The organism is Xanthobacter variabilis (assembly GCF_043831965.2).
Taxonomy (GTDB): domain Bacteria; phylum Pseudomonadota; class Alphaproteobacteria; order Rhizobiales; family Xanthobacteraceae; genus Xanthobacter.
The window spans coordinates 634419-657707 of sequence record NZ_CM195533.1 but is presented as its reverse complement, the minus strand read 5'-3'; the positions used below and the strand labels follow the sequence as shown (position 1 = coordinate 657707).

Here is a 23289-nt window from a genome sequence, read left to right as displayed (position 1 = left end):
AACAAAGGATCACCGGCACCGTTCTTGGGGCAGTGGACTCCATCCTGTCCCAAGGCGGCGTCTGAAACGACCCGCGGACCGGCCGCGGACAACCGCTCAAGGAGGAACGAACGGCCATGATCGAGGCCGGAGGCCAGTTTCCCCCTGGCTTCCGGCGGCCGTCGATTCGTGCCTGTCGTTGATCCGGACATCGACAGCGATCTCGCAGCCGTGGCGCTCCTTGCCGTGAGTGGTGCGGTTCGGTCTCCCCCTCACTCGGCTGCGCGCCAGCCATCCCCCACATGCCAGCCAGCGCCCGAAACGCATGAGCACCGGGCGCTGCCAGCGGGATGACCAATTGCTGTGTTTCCCGCGCCAGGGCGCCGGTTCATGTCCGGGCCGCTGCTGCGGGGGCCTGGGGCGCGAGCGGCGGGGCCGGCCGTGCATCGTCGCGCGCGTTCCCTGTCAAAGCCGGGGGTGCCGGGGGCCTGGCCTTCGGGCCCGTCGGATGGGAACGAAAGGGAAGAGCATGACGAAGACCATGAAGGCCGCTGTCGTTCACGCGTTCGGAAAGCCCCTGTCCATTGAGGAGGTGCCGGTGCCGACGCCGGGCGCGGGGCAGATCCTGGTGAAGATCGCGGCCAGCGGCGTGTGCCATACCGACCTTCACGCCGCCGAGGGCGACTGGCCGGTGAAGCCGAAGCCGCCTTTCATTCCCGGCCACGAGGGCGTGGGCTATGTGGCCGCCGTCGGCGCGGGCGTGAAGCATGTGAAAGAAGGCGACCGGGTGGGCGTGCCGTGGCTCTACACCGCCTGCGGCCATTGCAAGCATTGCCTGGGTGGCTGGGAAACCCTGTGCGAGGACCAGCAGAACACCGGCTATTCCGTGAATGGCGGCTTCGCCGAATATGTAGTGGCGGACCCGAACTTCGTGGGCCACCTGCCGGCCAACATTTCCTTCACGGAGATCGCCCCCATCCTGTGCGCGGGCGTCACCGTCTATAAGGGCTTGAAGGTGACGGACACCAAGCCCGACGATTGGGTGGTGATTTCCGGCATCGGCGGCCTCGGGCACCTCGCCGTGCAATATGCCAAGGCCATGGGCCTCAACGTAATCGCCGTGGACATCGACGACACCAAGCTCGATCTTGCCCGCTCGCTGGGGGCCGCGCTGACGGTCAACGCCCGCACCACCGATCCGGTGGCCTTCGTGAAGAAGGAGGTGGGCGGGGCCCAGGGCGTGCTGGTCACCGCCGTCTCGCCCAAGGCGTTCGAGCAGGCCCTGGGCATGGTGGGGCGCGGCGGCACCGTCTCCCTCAACGGCCTGCCACCGGGCGATTTTCCCCTCTCCATCTTCGATACGGTGTTGAACGGCATCACCGTGCGCGGCTCCATCGTCGGCACCCGGCTCGACCTGCAGGAGGCGCTCAATTTCGCGGGCGAGGGCAAGGTGAAGGCCACCATCCACACCGACAGGCTGGACAACATCAACACCATCTTCGATCGCATGCATAAGGGCGACATCCAGGGCCGCATCGTGCTCGACTTCGAGGGCTGACAGCGGGCGCGCCCCGGCTTGCGCCCAGGCCGGGGCGGCTCCCCGCCGCGGGGCCGTGCTGTGCGTGCCGGCGGCCGGGCATCTGCCTATTTTTTGACCTCCGGTGCGCAATGACAGGTTTTCGCCTGAAAACTGGCCTTGTCCTTGCTCCCTCCCCATCGGCTTAAGGTCCATGGAGAGTTTCGAATGTCAGACGATGCCCTGCACCCGGTCGTCGTAGCGAAGAAGACGGTCGAGGCTAACAATATGGTCTCGCTGGAGCTGGTGGATCCCGCAGGCGCGGAGCTGCCCGGCTTCACGCCCGGCTCGCACATTGATGTGACGATCCCCGGCGGGTTGGTGCGCCAGTATTCGCTGTTCAACAGCGCCGACGAGCGCAACCACTATCTCATCGGCGTGTGGAAGGATGCCAACAGCCGTGGCGGCTCGCTGGCCATGTATGAGAACGTGAATGTGGGCGACACCCTGCAGGTGAGCGCACCGCGCAACCGTTTCGCGGTGCCCAAGGGCACGGCCCGCGCCGTGCTGATGGCGCGCGGCATCGGCGTCACGCCCATTCTCAGCATCGCCGACCACCTGAAGAAGAAAGAGGTTCCCTTCGAGCTGCACTATGTGTTTGCCGGCGGTTCTCCGGGCTCGTTCCAGGGCACCATCGAGGCGTCCGCCTTCGCGGAGAACACCACCTTCTATCTGGAAGGCGCGCAGCCGCCCTTCAATCCGGCCAACATCCTCGCCGATCGACCCGATGACACCGAGCTGTTCCTGTGCGGCGTGGACTGGTGGATGGACCCCATCGCCAAGACCGCGCAGCAGAAGGGCTTCGGCGTCAATCGCATCCACATGGAGCGGTTCGGCGGCAAGGCGCCCGCGCCGCTGCTGGACAAGGTCTTCTCGGTGAAGATCGCGTCCACCGGCAAGACCTATGAGATCCCCGGCGACAAGTCCGTCTCCGGCGCGCTCGAGGAAAGGGGGGTGAAGATCCGGACCTCGTGCGAGCAGGGTGCCTGCGGCACCTGCAAGGTGAAGGTGCTGGAAGGCGAGGTGGACCACCGCGACAAGCGCCTCTCCGCCGCCGAGCGCGACGAAGGCTGGATGCTGGCCTGCGTGTCGCGTGGCAAAGGCGACCTGCTGGTGTTGGACTTGTGACAGTTTGAGGAGACGCGGTTTCGCCGGCCGCGCGCGCTCCGGGGCGGCCGGCCCGCATCGGTATTTCGCAACCGTCCGAAGCTGGCTGCCTGTGGTGAAAATGCGCGCGGGGGCCGGGGAAATTTTGGGCAGCGGCTCTCCCGCCGGGGCGGCCGCTGCCCCTCTCTCTCGACGATCCGGTGAGTGAGGAGGCGGCTATGGCGAGCGACGAGGACCTGTGGCAGACCGCCTGGATCATCGCCGATCAATATGGCGCCGAAGGCGTGGGCTTTGCCGCGACCATGGCGCAGAGCTTCGAAATCGGCGGCAAGAGCGAGGAGCAGCAGACCTGGCTCATCATCATGCAGCGCGTGGATGAGCTCACCCGCGACGGCGCCGGACGGCAGTAGAGCGCGCGTGGGTGCGGACGGGACCTGATGTGCTCAGCGCGCGGCGCGCCCCTCATTGGCATTCAGCAGGGCAAGCAGGCCCTGGAGCAGCGCGGTGGGCGTGGGCGGGCAGCCGGGAATGCGCAGATCCACCGGCAGGACCGCCTCGACACCCCCCATCACCGCGTAGCTTCCCGCGAAGACGCCGCCATTGATGGCGCAATCGCCCGCCGCCACCACCCATTTGGGCGCCGGCGTGGCCTCATGGGTGCGCTGGAGCGCCTCGGCCATGTTACGGCTCACCGGGCCGGTGACGAGCAGAACGTCGGCATGGCGGGGGGAGGCGACGAACTTCAGGCCAAACCGCTCCAGGTCATAGAAGGCGTTGGACAGCGCATGGATCTCCAGCTCGCAGGCATTGCAGGAGCCGGCATCCACCTCCCGGATGGCGAGGCTGCGGCCGAGCCGGGCCTGCGCCGCCGCCCCCACGGCTGAGCCGAGCGCCGCCACTTCGGTGGCGTCGGGCACATCTTCAGTGAGGGGGCCTGTCAACAGGCTCTTCAGCAGGATTTGGCGCATCACTCATTCCCTTGAGCGCCCGGCGATCACCTCAGGTTCGCGCCGGTCGCCCTACACATATACAATTGCACATGTTCAGCCCGTATACCCAAAATTGCCCGCTTCACCCCGTCGTTTGAAGCCGTTCCAAACAGGCGCATGGCATTTCATGGGCGGAACCGACGATGCGACATCAGGGGAGGCCCGCCGGCCGGTTGGTTCTTCCGCTCCGGCGCTAGAGGTCATGGCCCGCATAGGAGCAGTTGAACGATTTGTTGCACAAGGGGAAGTCGGCGACGATGTTGCCCTCGATGGCGGCCTCGAGCAGTGGCCACTGGAACCATGAGGGGTCCCGCAGGTGGGCGCGCGCCATCCGCCCCTCGCGGTCGAGCCGCACATAGGCGAAGATATCGCCCCGGAACCCCTCCACCATGGCCACGCCCTCGCCGGGGCCGGGCTCCACGGAAGTCTGCGTGGGGCCGGCGGGCAGGGTGTCCAGTAGCCGGGTGACGAGGGAGAGGCTTTCCTCGATCTCCTGAATGCGGATCCAGATGCGCGCGTTCACGTCCCCGTCCTGGCGGCTGGGAATGGTGAAGGGCATCTGGTTGTAGGGCGGATAGGGCAGGAAGCGGCGGGCATCGAAGCTCCGCCCGCTGGCGCGCCCGACGAAGCCACCGGCACCGAACCGGCGCGCCAATGCTTCCCGCACGATGCCGGTGCCGACGGTGCGGTCCTGGATGGAGGTGGTGTCGTCGTAAAGGCGGATCAGCTCGGGGAAGGTGGCGCGAGCGGTCTTCACCAGCGCGCGCACGGCGGCGATGCCGTCGGGCGTCATGTCGTTCGACAGTCCACCGGGGATCACCACATCCATCATCAGCCGGTTGCCGAAGGCGGTCTGCGCCGCGCGCAGGGTCCGTTCCCGCAGCACGCCGCAATGGGCCAGCATGAGAGCGAAAGCGGCGTCGTTGCAGATGGCGCCGACGTCGCCGAAATGGTTGGCCAGCCGCTCCAGCTCCGCCGCCAGGGCGCGCAGCCAGATGGCGCGCGGCGGCACGCCGATGCCGCGCGCGGCTTCCACCGCGCGGGCGAAGGCGAGCGCGAAGGCCACGGTGCTGTCGCCGGAGCTGCGGCCGGCAAGGCGCGCCGCTTCCTCCACCGAAGCGCCCACCATCAGCCCTTCAATGCCCTTGTGCACATAGCCGAGCCGCGCTTCCAGGCGCACCACTGTCTCGCCATGGCAGGTGAAGCGGAAGTGGCCGGGCTCGATGATGCCGGCATGCACCGGCCCCACCGGAATCTGGTGCAGGGCGGCGCCCTCGGCGGCCAGGAAGGCATAGGGCTCACCCTCGCCCGCGGCCTGGGCCGCGCCCAACGGCGCGTCGATGCCCCAGCGGCCGTGGTCCAGCCAGGGACGGGTGTCGGGAGCCGCCTCGGGCACATGGCCGTAGAGGTCGCGGACCGCCCGTTCCAGCCGCTGCGCCGGCGGGTGCACCTGCCCGACGGAGGGAAAGCACCCCTCGGGGCACAGGCAGGTGGCGATGCCGGCTTCGACCGAGGCCTCGTCCAGCAGCGCCATGTGCACCGCATCCACGTCGCCCCAGAGAGACACCAGGGTGAAGCGCCCCTGGGCCAGATGTGCCGCGAGCGCCGACCACGCGCCGGGGTCGAGGACCGCGCGTGGCCACGGCCGGCAGGTGAAGCTGCGCGTTCCGGCGGCGAGGAGGGAGGTGAGAGACTGCATGCCGTGCGCTACCCCAGAAGCTTCGCCACGTGCTGGAACCAGGCCACCAGCGGCGCCGGTAGATAGAGGCCGGCGGCCAGCACCAGGGCAAGGTGGACCACCAGCGGCCCGTAGGAGGCCTTCACCGGGGCGGTTCCGGGAGACGGTTCGCCGAATGCGATGCCGCTGAGCTTCAGCACCAGGGCCCCGAAGGCGATGAGGAGGCCGGCCACCAGCGGCAAGGCCAGCAGCATCAGCGGGAACGGCTTGGCGAAGGTGGAGGTGACCAGCAGGAACTCGCTCATGAACACCCCGCCCGGCGGCAGCCCCGCAATGGCGAGGACGCCGATGACCAGGGCCCAGCCGAGCGCGGGATGGGAGGTGGTGAGGCCACGGATCTCCGACAATTTCTGCGTGCCCTTCACCTGGGCCACATGGCCCACTGCGAAGAAGATGGCGGATTTGGTGAGCGAATGCATCACCATGTGCAGCAGCCCGGCGAAATTGGCCAGCGGCCCGCCAATGCCAAAGGCGAAGGCGATGAGCCCCATATGCTCGATGGAGGAGTAGGCGAACAGGCGCTTGATGTCCCGCCGCCGGTAGAGCATCACGCCCGCCAGCAGCAGCGAGGCGAGCCCCATGCCCATCAACAGGGGCCCCGGCGCCAGCGCGCCGGGATTGAGCGCCAGCAGCAGCTTGAAGCGCAGCACCGCATACAGCGCCACGTTCAGCAGCAGGCCGGACAGCACGGCGGAAATGGGGGTTGGCCCTTCCGCATGGGCGTCCGGCAGCCAGGCATTGAGGGGGAACAGGCCCACCTTGGTGCCGTAGCCGAGCAGCAGGAACACGAAGGCGAGGTTGAGCAAGGCCGGATCGAAGGCCTGAACGCGGGTGACCAATACGCTCCACACCATGCCGTCCTGGCCCTCGCCCACCACCGGCTGGGCGGCCATGTAGACGAGGATGGTGCCAAACAGCGCCATGGCGATGCCCACCGAGCCGAGCATGAAGTATTTCCACGCCGCCTCAATGGCTTCCGGCGTGCGATAGAGCCCCACCATGAGCACGGTGGAGAGGGTCGCGCCCTCGATGGACACCCACATGACGCCGAGATTGTTGGACACCAGCGCCATGTTCATGCCGAACAGCAGCACCTGGTACATGGCGTGGTAGACGCGCAGGTTGGCGGGCGTCATGCGCCCGGTCTCCACCTCGTGGGCGATGTAGGTAGCGCTGAACACGGCGGTGGTGAGGGCCACGAACGTGTTCAGGACGATGAACACGATGTTGAGGTCGTCCACCAGGATATAGGGCCCGCTGTCCGGCCGGTGCACCACCAGCCCCAGCGCCCCGGCGAAGGCGAGGGCGCAGGCGAGGACGTTGACCCACGCCCCCGAGCGCCAGGAGGGCCACAGCGCCAGCAGCGCGGCGCCGAGCACCGGGCTTGCGAGCAGCAGAAGGATGCTGGGAAGGCTCATGCCCGCCCTCCCCGGAACCGGTCGAGGGCGTCCACGTCCACCGTGTCGAACCGCTCACGGATGCGGAACAGGAACACGCCGAGGATGATGAAGGCGATGAGCACCGAGAACGCCACCGAGATTTCCACCACCAGCGGCATGCCCTTGGCGCCCGCGGCGGCGAGGATGAGGCCGTTTTCCATGGACATGAAGCCGATGATCTGGCTCACCGCATTGCGCCGCGTCACCATCATCAGGAAGCCCAGCAGCACCACCGAAAGGGCGAAGGCGAGGTCCTCCCGCGCCAGCGGATCGGAGGTGGCTGTCACCGGCAGCATCACCACCAGAGAGAGGCCGACGAGGCCGATGCCGGCCAGCATGGTGGGCCCGGTGGCAAGCGCCGTTTCCACCTGCCGGTGAATGCCGAGCCGCGCGACCATGCGGTGCAGGGCCACCGGAATGACCAGCCCCTTGAACAGGATGGCGATGCCGGCGGTGACGTAAAGGTGCGGCGCGTCATGGGCATAAGCCTGCCACGCCACCGAGGCTGCCAGCGCCACCGCCTGCAGCGCGAACACCTTGATGAGCGCGGGCAGGCGGTCCTGGTACAGCATCATCAGGCTGATGAGCACCATGGCGCCCGCCAGGAGGTGGGCAATGTCGAACACGAAATGGGGGGACATGGGCTGCGGCATGGATCAGAGCCCCCGAGACACAAACAAGAGCAGGGTGCCGAGCAGCCCCAGCATGAGCGCCGCGCCGAGGAAGTCCGGCACCCGGAACACCCGCATCTTCGCCAGCGACACCTCGAACAGCGCGAGCAGCGTGGCCCCCACCGCCAGCTTGCCGAAATATGCGAACAGGCCGAGCGGCATATGGGTCAGCCCCGCCCCCGCGGGCGCCAGCCCCCAGGGCACGAACACACAGGCGATGAGCGAGATGTAGAGCGTAAGCTTCAGCTGTGCCGACAGCTCGATGAGGGCGAGGTGGCGACCGGAATATTCCAGCACCATGGCCTCGTGCACCATGGTGAGCTCAAGGTGGGTGGAGGGATTGTCCACCGGGATGCGGGCATTCTCCGCCACCGCCACGATCATGAGGCCGATCAGCGCCAGGGCCAGCGACACGCGCAGGCCGACGCCCTGCAGCATCACCCCCGCCACCGTGGACAGCTGGGTGGAGCCCGCCACCAGGGCCAGGGAGAAAACCAGCATGATCATGGCCGGCTCGGCGAGGGATGAGATCATCATCTCGCGGCTGGAGCCGAGGCCGCCGAAGGGCGTGCCCACATCCATGCCCGCCAGCGCCAGGAAGAAGCGGGCGCTGCCCAGAAGGGCGGTGATGGCGATGAGGTCCGCCGACCAGGAGAACAGCAGCCCGGTGGCGAAGGTGGGCACCAGCGCCGCCGCCACCCAGGTGGCCGCGAAGATGAGGTAGGGCGCGGCGCGGAACAGCCAGGAGGCGCCTTCCGCCACCACCGCTTCCTTGCGGAGCAGGCGGGCGAGATCGCGATAGGGCTGGAGCACGCTCGCGCCGCGTTTGCGGTAGAGCCGCGCCTTCAGCTTGCGCACCACGCCCGTCACCAGCGGAGCCACGGCGAGCACCACCGTCATCTGCGTGCCCTGAATGAGGAGATCGCCAATCAGGGCCATATCGCCAGCACCAGCAGCAGGAGGATGAGCGCCGAGAAGACGATGCCCAGATATTGGCGGATGGTGAGGTGCGGCAGCACATTGGCGCGCGCGGACAGCGCGTCCACCATCGTCGTGAGCGGCGTGTAGATGAGCCGCCAGGCCGGGTCGTCCTCACTCAGGCGGATGCGGGCGGGGGAAAGGTCGCCCGGCGGCGGCATGGTCACGTCCTCGCGGGCGCGGAACAGGCCGCTGGCAAACACCCGGCGGATGGGCTGGGCGAAGCTCGAGGCCGAGTATTGGGTGCGGGGATCGTTGAGCGGGAAGCCGCAATCCCAGGCCGGCGCCCGCCGCAGGGCGCGGGAAGCGAAGCGGTGGATCAGGACCGCCGCCAGCCCCGCCGAGATGAGGATGAAGACGAACACCAGGAGGCCGTTATAGCTGGAGCGGCTCTCACCCACCGGGATGATGGAGAGCCACGCCACGTCGCCCTGCACCGGCATGCGCGCGCCCATCAGCGGCGACACCACCTGCTGCAACGCGTCGATCACCGGCCCGGGCAGGATGCCCGCCAGCACGCAGAGCGTGGCGAGGCCGATCATGGTCCCGCGCGACCAGCGGTCCACCTCCCGCGCCTCGGCGGCGGCCCCGGTGCGCGGGCGGCCCAGGAAAGCGATGCCGTAGAGCCGGACGAAGCAGGCCGCCGCCAATGCCGCGGCGAGGGCCAGCAGCGCGCCCACCGCCGGCACCAGCAGCTTGAGGCCCCAGGGCGCCAGCTCCGGGCTCAGAAGGATGGCCTGGAAGGTGAGCCATTCGGAGGCAAAGCCATTGAGCGGCGGCAGGGCAGAGATAGCGGCGGCGCCCACCAGCATCACCGCCGCCGTGGTGGGCATGCGATGGATGAGCCCGCCGAGCTGTTCGAGGCTTCGCTCGCCGGTGGCGTTCAGCACCGCGCCGGCGCCGAAGAACAGGAGGTTCTTGAACAAAGCGTGGTTGAGCACATGGAACAGGCCGGCGGTGAGCGCGAGCGCGCCGGCCGCCTCCAGCCCATTGCCCTTGAAGGCCAGGGCGAGCCCCAGTCCGACGAAGATGATGCCGATATTCTCGATGGTGGAGAAGGCGAGCACGCGCTTCATGTCTGCCTGGAGCATGGCCTGGAGCACGCCCAGGGTGGCGGTGATGCCGCCCGCCGCCAGCACCGGAATGCCCCACCACCAGTCCGGCGGGCCGGCCAGATCGAACACGATGCGGATGAAGCCGTAAACGGCCACCTTCGTCATCACCCCGCTCATGAGGGCGGAGACGTGGCTGGGCGCCGCCGGATGGGCCAGCGGCAGCCACACATGCAGCGGCACAAGGCCGGCCTTGGAGCCCGCGCCCACCAGCGCCAGCCCCAGCGCCAAGGCGGTCACCAGGGCGCCATGGGGCGCGCGCTCCATGTCCGCGAAGGCATAGGCGCCGGAGGGGCCCGCGAGCAGAGCGAAGGCCAGCATCAGCATCAGCGTGCCGAAGGTGGCCATGACGATATAGACAAAGCCGGCCTTGAGGTTTTCCGCGGACTTGTCGTGGGCAATCACCAGCGCCCAGGAGGCCAGCGACATCAGCTCCCAGCCGAACAGGAAGCTGTAGGCATCAGCCGCGACCAGCACCAGGTTCATGGCGCCGAGAAAGGCGGGGAAGAAGGGCAGCACCCGTGCCGGCGCATGCTCGTGCCGGCCATAGCCGATGGCATAGAGGCTCGCCGCTGCGCCGCCGAGATTCACCACCAGGGCGAAGAAGGCGGAGAGCGCATCGAGCCGGAAATGGGCGCCGATCCAGGGCAGGCCCAGGGGCAGCACCAGCGTTTCGGGTGCACCGACAAGGCCGGCGAGGGCGCTCAGCAGGCCCAGCGTCGCGGCGATGAAGCTTGCGCCATAGACGAGAGCGCTGCCGCCGGGCCGCCGGGCGAGGCGCGGGGCCGCCAGCGCGATCGCCGCGAAGGCGACAATCAGGAAGAGAAGGCCGCTCAGGGGCCCGGTGGGCGTGGAGCCCAGCGCCGCCGCGGCGGCAGTTGCGCCGTCGGCCACGTCTCAGCCCTCCGTCCCTGCCAGGGGTGTGCGCGGGGTGGGCTCCTTCAGCCGCACGCCGCGCCCGCCCGCTTCGCTCGCCATATTGTCTCCAATGAGCTCGATGCCGGCGCTATCCAGGGCCGCCACCAGCTTCATGAGCGAGTCCACATTGCCGCGAATGACCCCCTCGCTGGCCTCCATCCGCTGGATGGTGGGCACCGAGAGGGTGGACAGGGCGGCCAGCCCCTTCTGGTCGAGGCCAAGCAGGGCGCGGGCGGCACGGAGCTGTGCGGCAGTGATCACGGAGGGCCGAGGCGAGTGTTGTTGAATCTATCTTTATTCAACGCTACGCCTCGCGAACTCAGATTTCAACACCAATTAGTGATGTTTAAAACATCATCCGCCTTCCGCTGGCGCCCCGCCCGGAAGGAGGGGCGCCAGGGTGGTCAGGCGATCAGGCGGTAGGCCGGCAGGGTGAGGAATTCCTCGAAGCTGTCGGCCAGGGACATGTCCGAAAACAGCTTGATGGCCTCCGGGAAGCGGCCGGCGTCATAGGTGGCGGCGCCCAGCACCCCGCGCAGCTTGGCCATCTCGTCGGTCATGAGGGCGCCGAACAGATCGCTAGTCACCGTGCGGCCGTCCTCCAGCTTTGCGGCCAGGTGGATCCACTGCCACACCTGGGCGCGGCTGATCTCGGCGGTGGCGGCATCCTCCATGAGGTTATAGAGCGGCACCGCGCCGCGTCCGCGCAGCCACGCCTCGATATATTGCACACCCACCCGGATGTTCTCGCGCAGGCCGGCTTCGGTGCGGGCACCCTGGTGCATCTCCAGCAGGTCGTCGCGGGTGACATTGCACGCAGGGCGCACGGCGTCGCGCTGGTTGGCCTTGGGCATCAGGCGGTCGAACACCTCCAGCGCCACCGGCACGAGGTCGGGATGGGCGACCCAGGTGCCGTCGCAGCCCAGGCCCGCCTCGCGCTCCTTATCGGCCTTCACCTTGGCGAAGGCGGCGGCATTGGCCTCGGCGTCGCCCTTCACCGGGATCTGGGCCGCCATGCCGCCCATGGCGAAGGCATTGCGGCGGTGGCAGGTTTCCACCAGCAACAGGCAATAGGCCTTCAGGAACGCCTCGCTCATGACCATGCGGCCGCGATCGGGGGTGAGGAAGCGCTCATTCTTCCCCAGCCGCTTGATGAAGGAGAAGATGTAGTCCCAGCGACCCATATTGAGCCCGGCCATGTGGTCCTTCAGCTCGAACAGGATCTCGTCCATCTCGAACACAGCCGGCAGGGTCTCGATGAGCACGGTGGCCTTGATGGTGCCGTGCGCAAGGCCCAGCTCCTGCTCGGCGAAGGTGAAGACCTCGTTCCACAGCCGGGCTTCCAGGTGGCTCTCGGTCTTGGGCAAATAGAAATAGGGGCCGGAGCCCTGGGCCAGGGCCGCCTTGGCGTTGTGGAAGACGTAGAGGCCGAAATCGAACAGGGAGCCGGACATCTCCGTCCCGTCCACCAGCACATGGGCTTCCGGCAGGTGCCAGCCGCGCGGGCGGATGATGAGCACGGCGGGCTTGGGGCCGAGCCTGTAGGCCTTGCCGGTGGTGGCGTCGGTGAAATCGATGGCGCCGGCCCAGCGGTCCTTCAGGTTGAGCTGGCCCTCGATCATGTTCGCCCAGGTGGGGGCGGAGGCGTCCTCGAAGTCTGCCATGAACACCTTGGCGCCGGAGTTCAGCGCGTTGATGATCATCTTGCGGTCCACCGGGCCGGTGATCTCCACGCGGCGGTCGAGAAGATCGGCTGGCAGGTCGGCGATGGTCCAGTCACCGGCGCGGATGTTCGCCGTCGCGGGCAGGAAGTCCGGCAGTTCGCCCTTGTCGAAATGGGTCTGGCGCTCGACCCGGCGGGCGAGAAGGGCGGTGCGGGTGGCGTTGAACTTGCGCTGAAGGCCCGCCAGGAATGCGAGCGCCTCGGGGGTGAGGATCTCCTCGAAGCGGGGCGCCAGCGCGCCGGTCACGGTGATGCCGTCGGTGAGGGGAAGGGATGCCTTGGCGGCGGACAGAGTCATGGCGTGCGGCCTCCTTCAGCCACTTGAAGTTCGGTGGAAAGTGTCGGTTCGCGGCGACGCCGCGTGAGGGTCAGCGTGCGGCCGATACGGCGGCGCGCAAGGCTTTGGCGGCGGCCTCGGGATCGGCGGCCGCGCAGATGGCGGACACCACCGCGATCCCGTCGGCCCCGGCGCGGATCACCTCCGGCGCGATGGCGGCGTCGACGCCGCCAATGCCCACCAGAGGCAGACCCGTCAGCGCCCGTATGGCGGCGATGCCCGCCGGGCCGATGGCCGCGCCCGCATCCGCCTTGGTGCCGGTGGCCTTCACCGGGCCGACACCGAGATAATCCACGCCCGCGAGATCGGACGCCCTGTATTCCGCCGGATTGCCCACGGAGAGGCCAAGAATGCGGCCCGCCCCCAAAAGGCCGCGCGCATCGGCGGGGCTCATGTCGTCCTGGCCCAGATGCACGCCATCGGCATCCGCAGCCACCGCCACGTCCACCCGGTCATTGACGATCAGCGGGATGCCCAAAGGGGCGAGCAGCGCCTTCAGGGCGCGCGCCTGTTCCACCAGGGCCCGGCCATGGGCGTCGGGATCGCGCAGCTGCACCAGGGTGACGCCGCCTTTCACCGCCGCCTTAACCGTCGCCTCAAGCCCGCGCGCCGCGGTGCGGCGCGGGTCGGTGACGAGATAGAGCGAAAGATCGAAGGCGCTGGCCATCACGATGAGCCCGGTTGCTGGGGACGGAAACCGCCCGCGTTCCTTTTGTGGTAACGCCCCCTGGCGGCCCTGTCCAACCCCGGGGGCGGAAATGCACTTTCGCCGTAGTGGCAACAATTGCGGAGAATTGATGCCGAACTGTTGCCTGCCGGCTTTCAGCCCGGGCCGAGAGCGGCGGGGCGCGGGCCGCCCAGGGCCCAGTCCAGCAGCTCCACCGTGTGCACCACGGGCAGCTCGGTGCCGCTGGCGATCTGGGTGAGGCAGCCGATGTTCCCGGCGGCGATCAGGTCCGGCGCGCGGGCTTCCAGGGTTGCCACCTTGCGGGCCTTGAGGGCCTCGGCGAGGTCGCTCTGCAGCATGTTGTAGGTGCCGGCGGAGCCGCAGCACAGATGGGGGTCGATGGGCTCCACCACTTCGAAGCCCGCCCGGCGCAGCAACTCCACGGGCGGCGCCTTCACCTTCTGCCCGTGCTGGAGCGAGCAGGCGGAATGGTAGGCGACCTTCAGGTCCCGCGGCGGCTGCGTCGGCAGTTCGAGGGTGGCGAGAAACTCGCTGATATCGCGCACCTTGGCGGCGACGCGCTCCGCCTGCTCCGCATAAGCGGGATCCCGGCGCAGCATGTGGCCGTAATCCTTCAAAGTGGTGCCGCAGCCGGAGGCGGTGACCAGGATGGCGTCGAGCCCGCCTTGCTCCATTTCGCGGCTGAAGGCTTCCACATTGGCCCGGGCGAAGCCGTGGGCCTCATTGGTGCGGCCCATGTGATGCACCAGCGCGCCGCAGCAGCCCTGGTCGGCCAGACGCACCACCTCCACCCCCAGCCGGTTCAGCAGGCGGATGGCGGCGGCGTCGATGGAGGGCTGAAGCACGTCCTGGGCGCAGCCCTTCAGCAGCGCCACCCGCGCCCGCCGCGTCCCCTGCGCGGGATGGATGCCATCCTTCACCATCGTCCGCGCGGTGGAGCGCGGGGCGAGGCGCAGCATGGCCGCCAGCGGCTTGAGGGCGCCGCGATCCAGCAGCCCGGCGAAGGGCCGGCCCAGGGCCGCAGCCTTCAGCGCCAGGCGAAAACGCTGGGGATAGGGAAGGATGCGGGCGATGAGCGCGCGAATGAGCCGATCTGCCGCCGGACGCTCATAGGTGGCTGCGATATAGCCCCGGGCCTGATCCACGAGGTGCATGTAATCGACGCCCGAGGGGCAGGTGCTCGTGCAGGACAGGCATGACAGGCAACGGTCGATGGGCCCCACCTCGTCCTCGGTGGCCGGCCGCCCGGCCTCCAGCATGTCCTTGATGAGATAGATGCGCCCGCGCGGGCTGTCGCGCTCGTCGCCCAGCAGCACATAAGTGGGGCAGGTGGCGGTGCAGAAGCCGCAATGCACGCATGCCCGCAAAATGGAATCCGCCTCCGCAATGGCCGGATCTGCGAGCTGCGCCAGGGAAAAATGGGTCTGCATCAGCGGCGTCCTGGCGCGACGGGGCAAAGGAGAGCGGTGGAGGGGCGGCGGAGCCCGCGACCGGGGATAGAGCGGCGGCCTGACCGCGCGGCGGAGGCGCCATGGCCGTATGGGGCACGGGGCCATTGGGCGGAAAGGGCCGCGCGGGGGATGGTGGGCTGAAGGTTCATGTCACCATCCCTCATGCATGCGGCCGCGATTGAGCACGCCGGCGGGGTCGAAGCTGTCCTTCACCCGGTGGGTTAGCGCGGCGAGGGCGCCGTCGAGGGGTTGGAATACCGCGGTTTTTGACCGTTCGGCGGCGGTGGCGCGGATCAGCGTCGCGTGCCCGCCCTCAGGCGCCAGCACGGCGCGCACGCGCTCCGCCCACGCGGCCTCGCTCGGCAGGGAAAGCCAGATGAGCCCGCCGGCCCAGTCGCAGAATGCCTCCCCGTCCAGCTCCGCGCACAGCCGCGCGGCGAGAACGGGCCCCGCCATGGGGGCGGTGGAGATGCGCCACAGGGCGCACGCGCTTGGTCCGGCGAACGGCTCGACATCGCGCAGCGCGCGCCACAGGGGGGCGGAGGCGTCGGTCTCCAGCACGTCGGTGGGGCCGAAGGCGGAGAGCGCCTGCCGCAGCATCTCGCGCCGCGCCGCCACGGAGGGGGCGACGCCTTCCAACCGCAGGGCCACTGTCTCGCGGGCGGAAAGGCCCGGCAGCCGGGCCGCCACCGCCGCCGGCATGAAAGCGGCGCCGGAGACCTCGCAGGAAGAGCCCATGGCCGCGCTCAGCGCCTCGGCGGCGCGGGCGGGCGCAAGGGCGTGGAGCAGCAGGGTCTGTTCCGTTTCCGGCCGGGGCAGCACCTTGAAGGTGATCTCGGTGGCGACGCCCAGGGTGCCGAACGCGCCCGAGAACAGGCGCGGCAGGTCATAGCCGGTGACGTTCTTCACCACCCGCCCGCCGGCCTTGAACAGCTCGCCCCGCCCCGACACCGCGCGTAGGCCCAAGGCGTGGTCGCGCGCCGAACCCGCGCTGAGGCGCCGGGGGCCGGACAGGTTCACCGCGAACAGCCCGCCCACCGTGCCGGCGCGCGGCGCAGTGCCCAGAACGGGGCCGAGATCCAGGGGCTCGAAGGCCAGCATCTGGCCACTCTCTGCCAGCATGTCTTCAATATCCCGCCGCGGCGTGCCGCACCGGGCCGAGAGCACCAGCTCTTCCGGCTCATAGAGCGTGACGCCGCTGAGGGCGGAAACATCCAGCACGCGGCCAGCGCAAAGGCGGCCCAGGGCGCGCAGGGACGAGGTGCCGGCGATCTCAAGGGGACTGGCGCTCGCGCAGGCGGCGGCCACCGCCTCCACCACATCCTGCTCGTCGCGGGCGAAAAGGGGCTCGGTCATGGTCGCGTGCGGCCTCAGAAGCGCGGCAGATCAGGGAAGGGCAGGGCGCCGCCGCTCACATGCAGCCGCCCCATCTCAGCGCAGCGGTGCAGGGTGGGGAACACCTTGCCGGGGTTCAGCAGGCTCTCGGCATCGAAGGCGCATTTCAGGCGCTGCTGCTGGAGCAGGTCCGTCTCGTTGAACATTTCCGGCATCAGGTCGCGCTTTTCGATGCCCACTCCATGCTCGCCGGTGAGCACGCCGCCCACCTCCACGCACAGGCGCAAAATGTCGGCGCCGAACGCCTCGGCCGCCTCCAGCTCCCCCGGCGCGTTGGCGTCATAGAGGATGAGGGGGTGCAGGTTGCCATCACCGGCGTGGAACACATTGGCCACGCGCAGGCCATGTTTCCTGGACAGCTCCCGCATGCGCGCCAGAACGAAGGGCAGCTGGCGGCGGGGAATGGTGCCGTCCATGCAGAGATAGTCGGGGGAGATGCGCCCCACCGCCGGAAAGGCCGCCTTGCGCCCGGCCCAGAAGCCCAGCCGCTCCTCCTCGCTTTGGGAGACGCGCAGCGTGGTGGCGCCGCAATCGCGGGCGAGGGCCTCCACAGCCCCCAGCAGGTGGGCGCATTCGGCCTCCGGCCCGTCCAGCTCGACGATCAGCAGGGCTTCCACATCCAGCGGATAGCCCACCTTCACGAAGGCTTCGGCGGCGGCGATGGCGTCCTTGTCCATCATTTCGATGCCGGCGGGAATGATGCCCGAAGCGATGATCTTCGCCACGCAATCCCCCGCCTGCTCGGAGGAGGGGAAGCCCACCAGCACGGCGCGCGCGGTGTCCGGCTTCTTCAGAAGGCGCACGGTGACTTCCGTCACCACCCCCAGCAGGCCTTCCGAGCCGATGACGACGGAGAGCAGATCGAGCCCGCCAGCGTCGAGATGCTTGCCGCCGAGCCGCACGATCTCGCCGGAGATCAGCACCAGCTCGGCGCCCAGCACATTGTGGGTGGTGAGGCCGTATTTCAGGCAGTGCACGCCGCCGGAATTCTCCGCCACATTGCCGCCGATGGTGCAGGCGATCTGCGAGGAGGGGTCGGGCGCGTAATAGAAGCCAAGATGCTCCACCGCCTTGGTGATGCCGAGATTGGTGACCCCCGGCTCCACCACCGCGCAGCGATTGGCAATGTCGATCTCGCGTACGCGGGTGAACTTCGCCAGGCCCAGCAGCACCGCATCCGCCAGCGGCAGCGCGCCGCCGGAAAGGGAGGTGCCGGCGCCGCGCGGCACCACGCGGATGCGGTTGCCGTGGCAATATTTCAGCACCGCCGCCACCTCCTGGGTGGTCGAAGGCAGCACCACGGCGAGCGGAAGCTGACGGTGGGCGGTGAGGGCGTCCGACTCATACGGCCGCATGGCCCGCTCGTGGTCGATCACCGCGCCCGCGCCCACAATGGCCCGCAGGTCCGCGACGATGGCGGCGCGGCGGCCCATGACGCCGGCGTCCGGCTCCGGCATGGCGAGGCGCGGCGCCCCTGCGGCCTCGATCGTCGCTCCCATTACGGCGTTTCCCGTTCTGATGTGTTTGGAGCAAGTATAATCCCTGCCGCGCGAAAATCCGTCGCCGATTGTTGCCGTGGCGGCTAAAGTGAGTTGGAGAACTGGAAAAATCGCGCCCCTGCCGCCCATGATCGACAATCTGGCCGACCTTGAGATTTTCGCTCGCATCGTCACCGCCGGCAGCCTTTCCGCGGCGGGGCGGGAGCTGGGGCTGTCCCCACCGGTGGTGTCGAAGCGGGTGCAGCGGCTGGAGGAGCGGCTCGGCACCCGCCTGTTTCAGCGCACCACCCGCAAGGTGACCCTGACCGAGGCGGGGGAGGGCTTCTACGAGCGCGTGGTGGCCATCCTCGCCGCGGTGGAGGAGGCGGAGAACCAGCTTGCCCATGGGTCGGCGGAAGCGAGGGGCCTGCTGCGCGTGTCCGCGCCCACCTCGTTCGGGCGCATGCATATCGCCCCCCATATCGGCCCGCTGCTGGAGGCCAATCCCGGCCTCACCATCGACCTGGAGCTGACCGACGCGTTCGTGGACATTGTGGGCGAGGGGTTCGACCTCGCCATCCGCATCGCGGACCTGGATGATTCGAGCCTGGTGGCGCGGCGCCTGGCGCCCGTGCACCGGGTGCTGTGCGCCACTCCGGATTATCTCGCCCGCGCGGGCGAGCCGGCCACCATCGCCGATCTCTCGCGCCATGTGCTGCTGGCCACCCACAGCCAGGACCCCTGGCGGCTGGAAGGCCCGGACGGGCCGGTGACGCTGCGCATCGGCGCCCCCCTGCGCACCAATTCCAACGAAGTGGTCCGCGCCGCCGTCCTGGCCTCGGTGGGCATCGCCCTGCGCTCCACCTGGGACGTGGGGCCGCAATTGCGGTCCGGGGCGCTCAAGGTGGTACTGCCGCAGTGGCGGGCGTCCCACCGGGTCGGGGTGTTCGCCGTTTATCCCTCGCGCCGGTTCCTGCCGCGCAAGGTGCGCCTGTTCATCGATCATCTTGCGGCGCAATACGGCCCGGTGCCAAGCTGGGACGAGGGGCTGGACGCCCTGCTTGGCGGCATGGCGAAGGCTTCGGGGGCTGGCGAGGGGTGAAAGCGGGTTGGCCGGCGCGCCGTGACAGGCCATAAAGGTTGTCCCTCCGCTTCATCGTGTCCCCATGCCCCGCTCCGCCCACACCCAAACCACGCTCACGCTCGCGGGCTGCCTTGATGGCGCGCGCACCATCTTTCCGCTCATGCCGGGGCTGGTGGTGTTCGCCATGGCCTTCGGTGCCGCCGCTGCCCAGAAGGGGCTGAGCCTGGCCGAGGCCGGCCTGTTCAGCGGCCTCGTGTTCGCGGGCCTGGCCCAGATGGTGGCGTTGGAGGGCTGGTCCACCCATTGGACGGCCGCTTCGCTGCTGGCGCTCGGCTTCCTCACCATGACGGTGAACATGCGCCACGTGCTGATGGCGGCCTCGCTTCGGCCCTGGTTCGCGCCGCTGCCGGCGTGGCAGTCTTATTCCTCGCTGGTGCTGCTGGCCGACAACAACTGGGCGCTCGCCATGCGCTACCACGCTCAGGGCGGCTGGGATGTGGGCTATTTCATCGGCGCGGGGTTCGTCACCTGGGTCATCTGGGTGCTCGGCACGCTCGCCGGCCATGTGGTGGGCGGCGGCATTCCCGATCCGAAGGCCGTGGGGGTGGATCTGGTGGTGCCCGCTTTCTTCATCGCCATGCTGCTGCCCAACTGGCGCGGCCGGCGCGAGGCGGTGGGCTGGGGCGTGGCGGCGGCGGTCGCCATCGTCGTGTCCTTCCTGCTGCCGGGCTGGTGGTTCATCGTCATCGGCGCGCTGGCCGGTGCCCTGGCCGGAGGCTTCACCGATGAGCGTTGATGGGGGCACGCTGCTCGCCATCCTGGTGATGGCCCTCGCCACCGTGTTCAACCGCACGGCGGGTTTCTTCCTCATGCGCCTCATCCCGGTCACGCCGCGGGTGCGCAAGGTGCTGGATTGCCTGCCCGGATCGGTGCTGGTGGCGCTGCTGGCGCCGGGCGCGGTGCATGGTGACAAGGGCATGATTGCCGGCCTTGCCGCCGCCGTGATCACCGCGAAGCTGGTGCGCAACGACATCATCCCCGTAGCCGCCGCCATGGCCGTGGCTGCCGCCACCCGCGCCTTCCTGCCCTGAGCCCAGCCTTCTGTCCCAGCCACCTGAGCCCAGCCACCTGAGCCCAGCCACCTGAGCCCAGCCACCTGGGCCTAGCCACCTGGGACCACGTCTTCTGAGGCCAAGCCCCAGGAGCCCGGGTCACCCGATCCTTGAGCTGCCGGATCCCAAGATGCACCTGGCTCAGGAGCACGCCATCTCAAGGGCAAGCGATCTCAAGGGGCACGCGCGTTTGTCTGGTGAGCATGGTGGGCGGGGACCCTAAGGCATGCGCCCAGGGGGCGCGCCCCGGTTGAATCTCCTTCAGGATCTCCCGGCGCACCGGCGGATGCCGGGCGCATCGCCACGCTTCAGGGAATGGGACACGCTCCACCTCATTGAAGGCGGTGTGCCTTGGTCCGGAGAGCCCGCTTCCCTTTCGATCTAAAGCGCCAGGAGGGGGGCCGGAAAAGCCAAGGGCCGCAACCTCCACCGGGAGGCGCGGCCCTTTATCTGGATGGCGGCGGCGGAAGTCCTGTCCATTCCCAAAGGGAATGCCGTCCGCCCCTTCGAACTTACATCGCCTTTTGGCTGGAGGCCGCCGCTGCGCGCTCGCCGGAGGTGGTGGCGGAAGCGGGCGTCGCCGGGGAAGCCGCGGCCTGGGAGGAGGGCGCGACGGCAGGGGCGGCGGGGGCCGGCTTCGGCTTCGGCCGCGCCTTCAGGGACTGGACCGAGGCGATGACCTCCGAATGGAGGGCCGGCGACTTCTCGATGTTGAAATGATCGAGCGCGGCGACGCTGTCGAGATTGCGATTGACGAGCCGGCCACGGAAGCCGGGCCCGGCGGTGAGGCGCTTCCCGTAGCCGTTGTTCGACTGGTAGTAGTTCACGAACTTGCCGGAGGCGGCGCCCACGCTGGTGACCCCGACCGGATCGAAGGTGACCACCAGCTTGGCCGGAGTGCCGAGGGCGGTCAGCCGCTCACCGGCCTCAATCGCGGCATCGGCGCCGAGGGAATGGCCGATGATGATGATGGGCGACCCGCGATCGGCCTTGCTCACGGCCGAGGCCTGGGCCGCGACCTGCTCCCACTGGCCATATTCATAGACGGTGGCGGGAATGCCGCGGGCATTGAGCTTGGCCGCGAGATCATCCATGCCATAGGAGAAGACGTTGGCGAGGCCGCGCATGAGGTAGACGTGCGGGGTGCCTTGAGCGGCGGCGGGTCGTCCGGTGACGGTGAGGAACAGCGCTGCGAACAGCGCCACGGCGAAGCGCAAGCTCAATGGCATTTGGGCACCCTGGATCGTGTTGATCGAGTTCTGCCGCCAATTTGGCCGGGCGGCAACCCAAGTTTGGTTAACGCTGGCAACAGTTGGACGGTCGCGGCATTTTGCCAGCCACCCGTTGCGCGAAGGCATCATGTTCCGAAGGGTGAAGGCCGCTCAGCCGGCTTCCCCCACCAGCAGAACATGCAGGCTGCGCGGCCCGTGGGCGCCCAGCAGCAGGGTCTGCTCAATGTCCGCCGAGCGGGACGGGCCGGTGATCCAGTTCACCTCGCGCGGGAGCGGCCCTTCGGGGAACAGCGCGCGGATGCGGGTCCACACGGTCTCGTAATCGCCAGCCACGTCGCGGGCATCCACCACCACAAGGTGATGGTCGGGCAGGAAATTGAGGGTGGTCGGGTTGTCCGGGCCCGAGAGCAGCACCAGCGTGCCTGATTCGGCCACCCCGCCGAGGGCATGGGACAGACCCACCAGCTGGCGCCCGTCGGACGGGCCGATCCAGACATCGAGCTGGGGCTCGTTCTGCCACGGCAGGGCCGCCAGGCGCGGGTCGGCGCCGCGCAGCAGGGTGGCCGGCAGGTTGCGCGCGCGCAGATAGGCGGCGATGGCGCCGGGCACCTCCGCAGTGGAGGGCAGGTGGTCAAGGGTGGCGGCGGCGGCCACCACCTTGTCCTTGAACAAAGCGAGCCGCTCGGCTGGCGCAAGCTGGCCGCGCGCGGGCACCACGCCGGCCGGGTGGCCCTTCAGCCGGTCATCCACCGCCTGGCGGCGGGGCGCCTCCCCGGAGGTGACGCCAAGGGAGCGGCGAACGGAGGCAAGAACGATATCGCGGGACGTGCTCATGCCGCGTTGCTCCGGCTGGAGGCCTTGCGGGCGCGCCACTGGGCCTGGAAGGTGTCGCCCTCGGGGGCGGGAAAATCGCGATATTTCGTCCATCCGCCCGCCAGCGGCAGGCTGGAAAAGCGGCCCTTGCTCCGCCCCAGCAGCGACAGCGCCGCCATGGCGAGGCGGGTCGCTGGCCGGTAGAGCCAGCCGCGGGTGGCGAAGAAGCTCCACACCTTCAGGCCATAGCGCTGGGGCGCGGGGGTAAGATGGCGCTCAAACTCCTTCTCCCGCCAATGGCGCATGAGCTTGGGCAGGGGAATGCGCACCGGGCACACTTCCTCGCACCGGCCGCAGAAGGTGGAGGCATTGGGCAGGTTGGCGCCCTTCTCCACACCGATGAGGGACGGGGTGAGCACCGAGCCCATGGGGCCGGGATAGACCCAGCCATAAGCATGGCCGCCGATGGCGTGATAGACCGGACAATGGTTCATGCAGGCGCCGCAGCGGATGCAGCGCAGCATCTCGCGCAGTTCGCCCTCCAGCATGGCGGAGCGGCCATTGTCCAGCAGCACCACGTGGTATTCGCCCGGCCCGTCGCCATCCTGCGGCCGGCGCGGGCCGGTGGAAAAGGTGGTGTAAACGCTCATGTCCTGCCCGGTGGCCGAGCGGGCGAGCACGCGCAGGAGCTGGGTGGCGTCCTCCAGCGTGGGGACCAGCTTTTCCAGCGAGGCGAGCACGATGTGCGCCTTGGGCAGGGTTTGGGTGAGGTCGCCATTGCCCTCATTGGTCACGAGCACGGAGGTGCCTGTTTCGGCGATGAGGAAATTGGCGCCGGTGATGCCCACATCGGCCACCAGGAACTTCTGGCGCAGCTCACCGCGCGCCTCCGCCAGCAGGGAGGTGGGCTCGGTGAGGTCGCGGTCCGCCGGCAAATCGGTGTGGACGCGGCGGAAGTCCGCTTCCACCTGCCGTTTGTTGAGGTGGATGGCCGGGGCGATGATGTGGGACGGAGTCTCATGCCGGATCTGGATGAGGTATTCGCCGAGATCGGTCTCGACCGGAATGATGCCCTGGGCTTCCAGGTGGTCGTTGAGGCCGATCTCTTCCGAGATCATGCTCTTGCCCTTGGTCACCGTCTTCGCGGAGAGGCGCTTGCAGATGTCGGTGATGATGGCGCGCGCGTCCGCCGCATCCACCGCGTAATGCACGTGGCCGCCGGCCTCGCGGACCTTCTCCTCGAAGCGCTCCAGATAGAGGTCGAGATGGGCCAGCGTGTGGTTCTTGATGTCCCGCGCGCTGTCGCGCAGGGCATCGAATTCCGGCATCGCGGCGGCGGCCGCCGCGCGCTTGCCGATGAAGCCGGGGCCCACTTTGGCCAGGGCTTCCTGCAGCTGGGCGTCCTTCAGCGCCTCTGCCGCGTTTTCCTTCAGCTGGGGCGAGGTGATGGCGATGCTCATGGCCTCTCT

At 68.8% G+C, this 23289-nt stretch carries 21 protein-coding genes; 6 read left to right on the top strand and 15 right to left on the bottom strand.

What is annotated here, in order from left to right; genetic code table 11:
• Window positions 1-508 precede the first annotated feature (508 nt).
• From adhP to V5F26_RS02885, 3 genes are all read left to right on the top strand, one after another.
• Window positions 509-1537 (top strand): alcohol dehydrogenase AdhP, encoded by a 1029-nt coding sequence (gene adhP, locus V5F26_RS02895; protein ID WP_234053120.1) that lies wholly within the window; start codon window positions 509-511, stop codon window positions 1535-1537.
• Window positions 1538-1723: 186 nt separating this feature from the next.
• Window positions 1724-2683 carry a PDR/VanB family oxidoreductase gene (locus V5F26_RS02890; protein ID WP_394057983.1) on the top strand — a complete coding sequence of 320 codons (960 nt, stop codon included), beginning with the start codon at window positions 1724-1726 and terminating at the stop codon, window positions 2681-2683.
• Window positions 2684-2880: 197 nt separating this feature from the next.
• On the top strand, window positions 2881-3072 hold the full coding sequence (locus V5F26_RS02885) for a hypothetical protein (RefSeq protein ID WP_394057981.1): 192 nt from the start codon (window positions 2881-2883) through the stop codon (window positions 3070-3072).
• Window positions 3073-3105: 33 nt separating this feature from the next.
• Here the strand turns inward: V5F26_RS02885 and V5F26_RS02880 are convergent, their stop codons facing one another.
• The 12 genes from V5F26_RS02880 to V5F26_RS02825 form a co-directional block, all read right to left on the bottom strand.
• Window positions 3106-3630, bottom strand: coding sequence for an NADH-quinone oxidoreductase subunit B family protein (locus tag V5F26_RS02880; protein ID WP_234053117.1), 525 nt, complete (start codon window positions 3628-3630; stop codon window positions 3106-3108).
• Between the two features lie 214 nt (window positions 3631-3844).
• A complete protein-coding gene (locus V5F26_RS02875) occupies window positions 3845-5350 on the bottom strand; it encodes a hydrogenase large subunit (protein ID WP_394947666.1) in 1506 nt (501 codons plus the stop codon).
• Between the two features lie 8 nt (window positions 5351-5358).
• Complete coding sequence (locus tag V5F26_RS02870; protein WP_394947665.1) at window positions 5359-6807, bottom strand: hydrogenase 4 subunit F; 1449 nt, start codon at window positions 6805-6807, stop codon at window positions 5359-5361.
• Complete coding sequence (locus tag V5F26_RS02865) at window positions 6804-7481, bottom strand: hydrogenase-4 component E (protein ID WP_370640788.1); 678 nt, start codon at window positions 7479-7481, stop codon at window positions 6804-6806. Before V5F26_RS02865 ends, V5F26_RS02870 begins: the two co-directional genes overlap by 4 nt.
• A gap of 3 nt (window positions 7482-7484) precedes the next feature.
• Window positions 7485-8438 (bottom strand): respiratory chain complex I subunit 1 family protein, encoded by a 954-nt coding sequence (locus tag V5F26_RS02860; RefSeq protein WP_394947664.1) that lies wholly within the window; start codon window positions 8436-8438, stop codon window positions 7485-7487.
• On the bottom strand, window positions 8429-10483 hold the full coding sequence (gene hyfB / locus V5F26_RS02855; protein ID WP_394947663.1) for a hydrogenase 4 subunit B: 2055 nt from the start codon (window positions 10481-10483) through the stop codon (window positions 8429-8431). The genes V5F26_RS02860 and hyfB overlap by 10 nt, the downstream gene beginning before the upstream one ends.
• Before the next feature lie 3 nt (window positions 10484-10486).
• The gene (locus V5F26_RS02850; protein WP_234053112.1) at window positions 10487-10768 is read right to left on the bottom strand and encodes a transcriptional regulator; all 282 of its coding nucleotides are present in this window, start codon (window positions 10766-10768) and stop codon (window positions 10487-10489) included.
• A gap of 143 nt (window positions 10769-10911) precedes the next feature.
• Window positions 10912-12528, bottom strand: coding sequence for a malate synthase A (gene aceB / locus V5F26_RS02845; RefSeq protein WP_394947662.1), 1617 nt, complete (start codon window positions 12526-12528; stop codon window positions 10912-10914).
• A gap of 70 nt (window positions 12529-12598) precedes the next feature.
• Window positions 12599-13234: a thiamine phosphate synthase gene (thiE, locus tag V5F26_RS02840; protein WP_394947661.1), complete on the bottom strand. Its 636-nt coding sequence runs from the start codon at window positions 13232-13234 to the stop codon at window positions 12599-12601.
• A gap of 155 nt (window positions 13235-13389) precedes the next feature.
• Window positions 13390-14685 (bottom strand): glycolate oxidase subunit GlcF, encoded by a 1296-nt coding sequence (glcF, locus tag V5F26_RS02835; protein WP_394947660.1) that lies wholly within the window; start codon window positions 14683-14685, stop codon window positions 13390-13392.
• A 171-nt stretch (window positions 14686-14856) separates the two neighbouring features.
• Window positions 14857-16062, bottom strand: coding sequence for a glycolate oxidase subunit GlcE (gene glcE, locus V5F26_RS02830; RefSeq protein WP_394947659.1), 1206 nt, complete (start codon window positions 16060-16062; stop codon window positions 14857-14859).
• 14 nt (window positions 16063-16076) lie between these two features.
• Window positions 16077-17600 carry an FAD-linked oxidase C-terminal domain-containing protein gene (locus tag V5F26_RS02825; protein WP_394947658.1) on the bottom strand — a complete coding sequence of 508 codons (1524 nt, stop codon included), beginning with the start codon at window positions 17598-17600 and terminating at the stop codon, window positions 16077-16079.
• 127 nt (window positions 17601-17727) lie between these two features.
• On the opposite strand from V5F26_RS02825, the gene V5F26_RS02820 reads away from it, so the two are divergent.
• The 3 genes from V5F26_RS02820 to V5F26_RS02810 all read left to right on the top strand — a co-directional run bounded on the left by V5F26_RS02820 (window position 17728) and on the right by V5F26_RS02810 (window position 19754).
• Window positions 17728-18681, top strand: coding sequence for a LysR family transcriptional regulator (locus V5F26_RS02820; RefSeq protein WP_394057962.1), 954 nt, complete (start codon window positions 17728-17730; stop codon window positions 18679-18681).
• A gap of 64 nt (window positions 18682-18745) precedes the next feature.
• Window positions 18746-19459 (top strand): AzlC family ABC transporter permease, encoded by a 714-nt coding sequence (locus V5F26_RS02815; RefSeq protein WP_234053106.1) that lies wholly within the window; start codon window positions 18746-18748, stop codon window positions 19457-19459.
• A complete protein-coding gene (locus tag V5F26_RS02810) occupies window positions 19449-19754 on the top strand; it encodes a branched-chain amino acid transport AzlD family protein (protein ID WP_234053105.1) in 306 nt (101 codons plus the stop codon). Before V5F26_RS02815 ends, V5F26_RS02810 begins: the two co-directional genes overlap by 11 nt.
• A gap of 533 nt (window positions 19755-20287) precedes the next feature.
• Here the strand turns inward: V5F26_RS02810 and V5F26_RS02805 are convergent.
• From V5F26_RS02805 to V5F26_RS02795, 3 genes are all read right to left on the bottom strand, one after another.
• Window positions 20288-21004, bottom strand: a complete 717-nt coding sequence (locus tag V5F26_RS02805) for an alpha/beta hydrolase family protein (protein ID WP_234053104.1) — start codon at window positions 21002-21004, stop codon at window positions 20288-20290.
• A gap of 153 nt (window positions 21005-21157) precedes the next feature.
• Window positions 21158-21841, bottom strand: a complete 684-nt coding sequence (locus V5F26_RS02800) for a LutC/YkgG family protein (RefSeq protein WP_394057959.1) — start codon at window positions 21839-21841, stop codon at window positions 21158-21160.
• Entirely contained in the window at window positions 21838-23280 is a 1443-nt protein-coding gene (locus V5F26_RS02795) for a LutB/LldF family L-lactate oxidation iron-sulfur protein (protein ID WP_234053102.1), read from the bottom strand. Before V5F26_RS02795 ends, V5F26_RS02800 begins: the two co-directional genes overlap by 4 nt.
• Window positions 23281-23289: the final 9 nt, after the last annotated feature.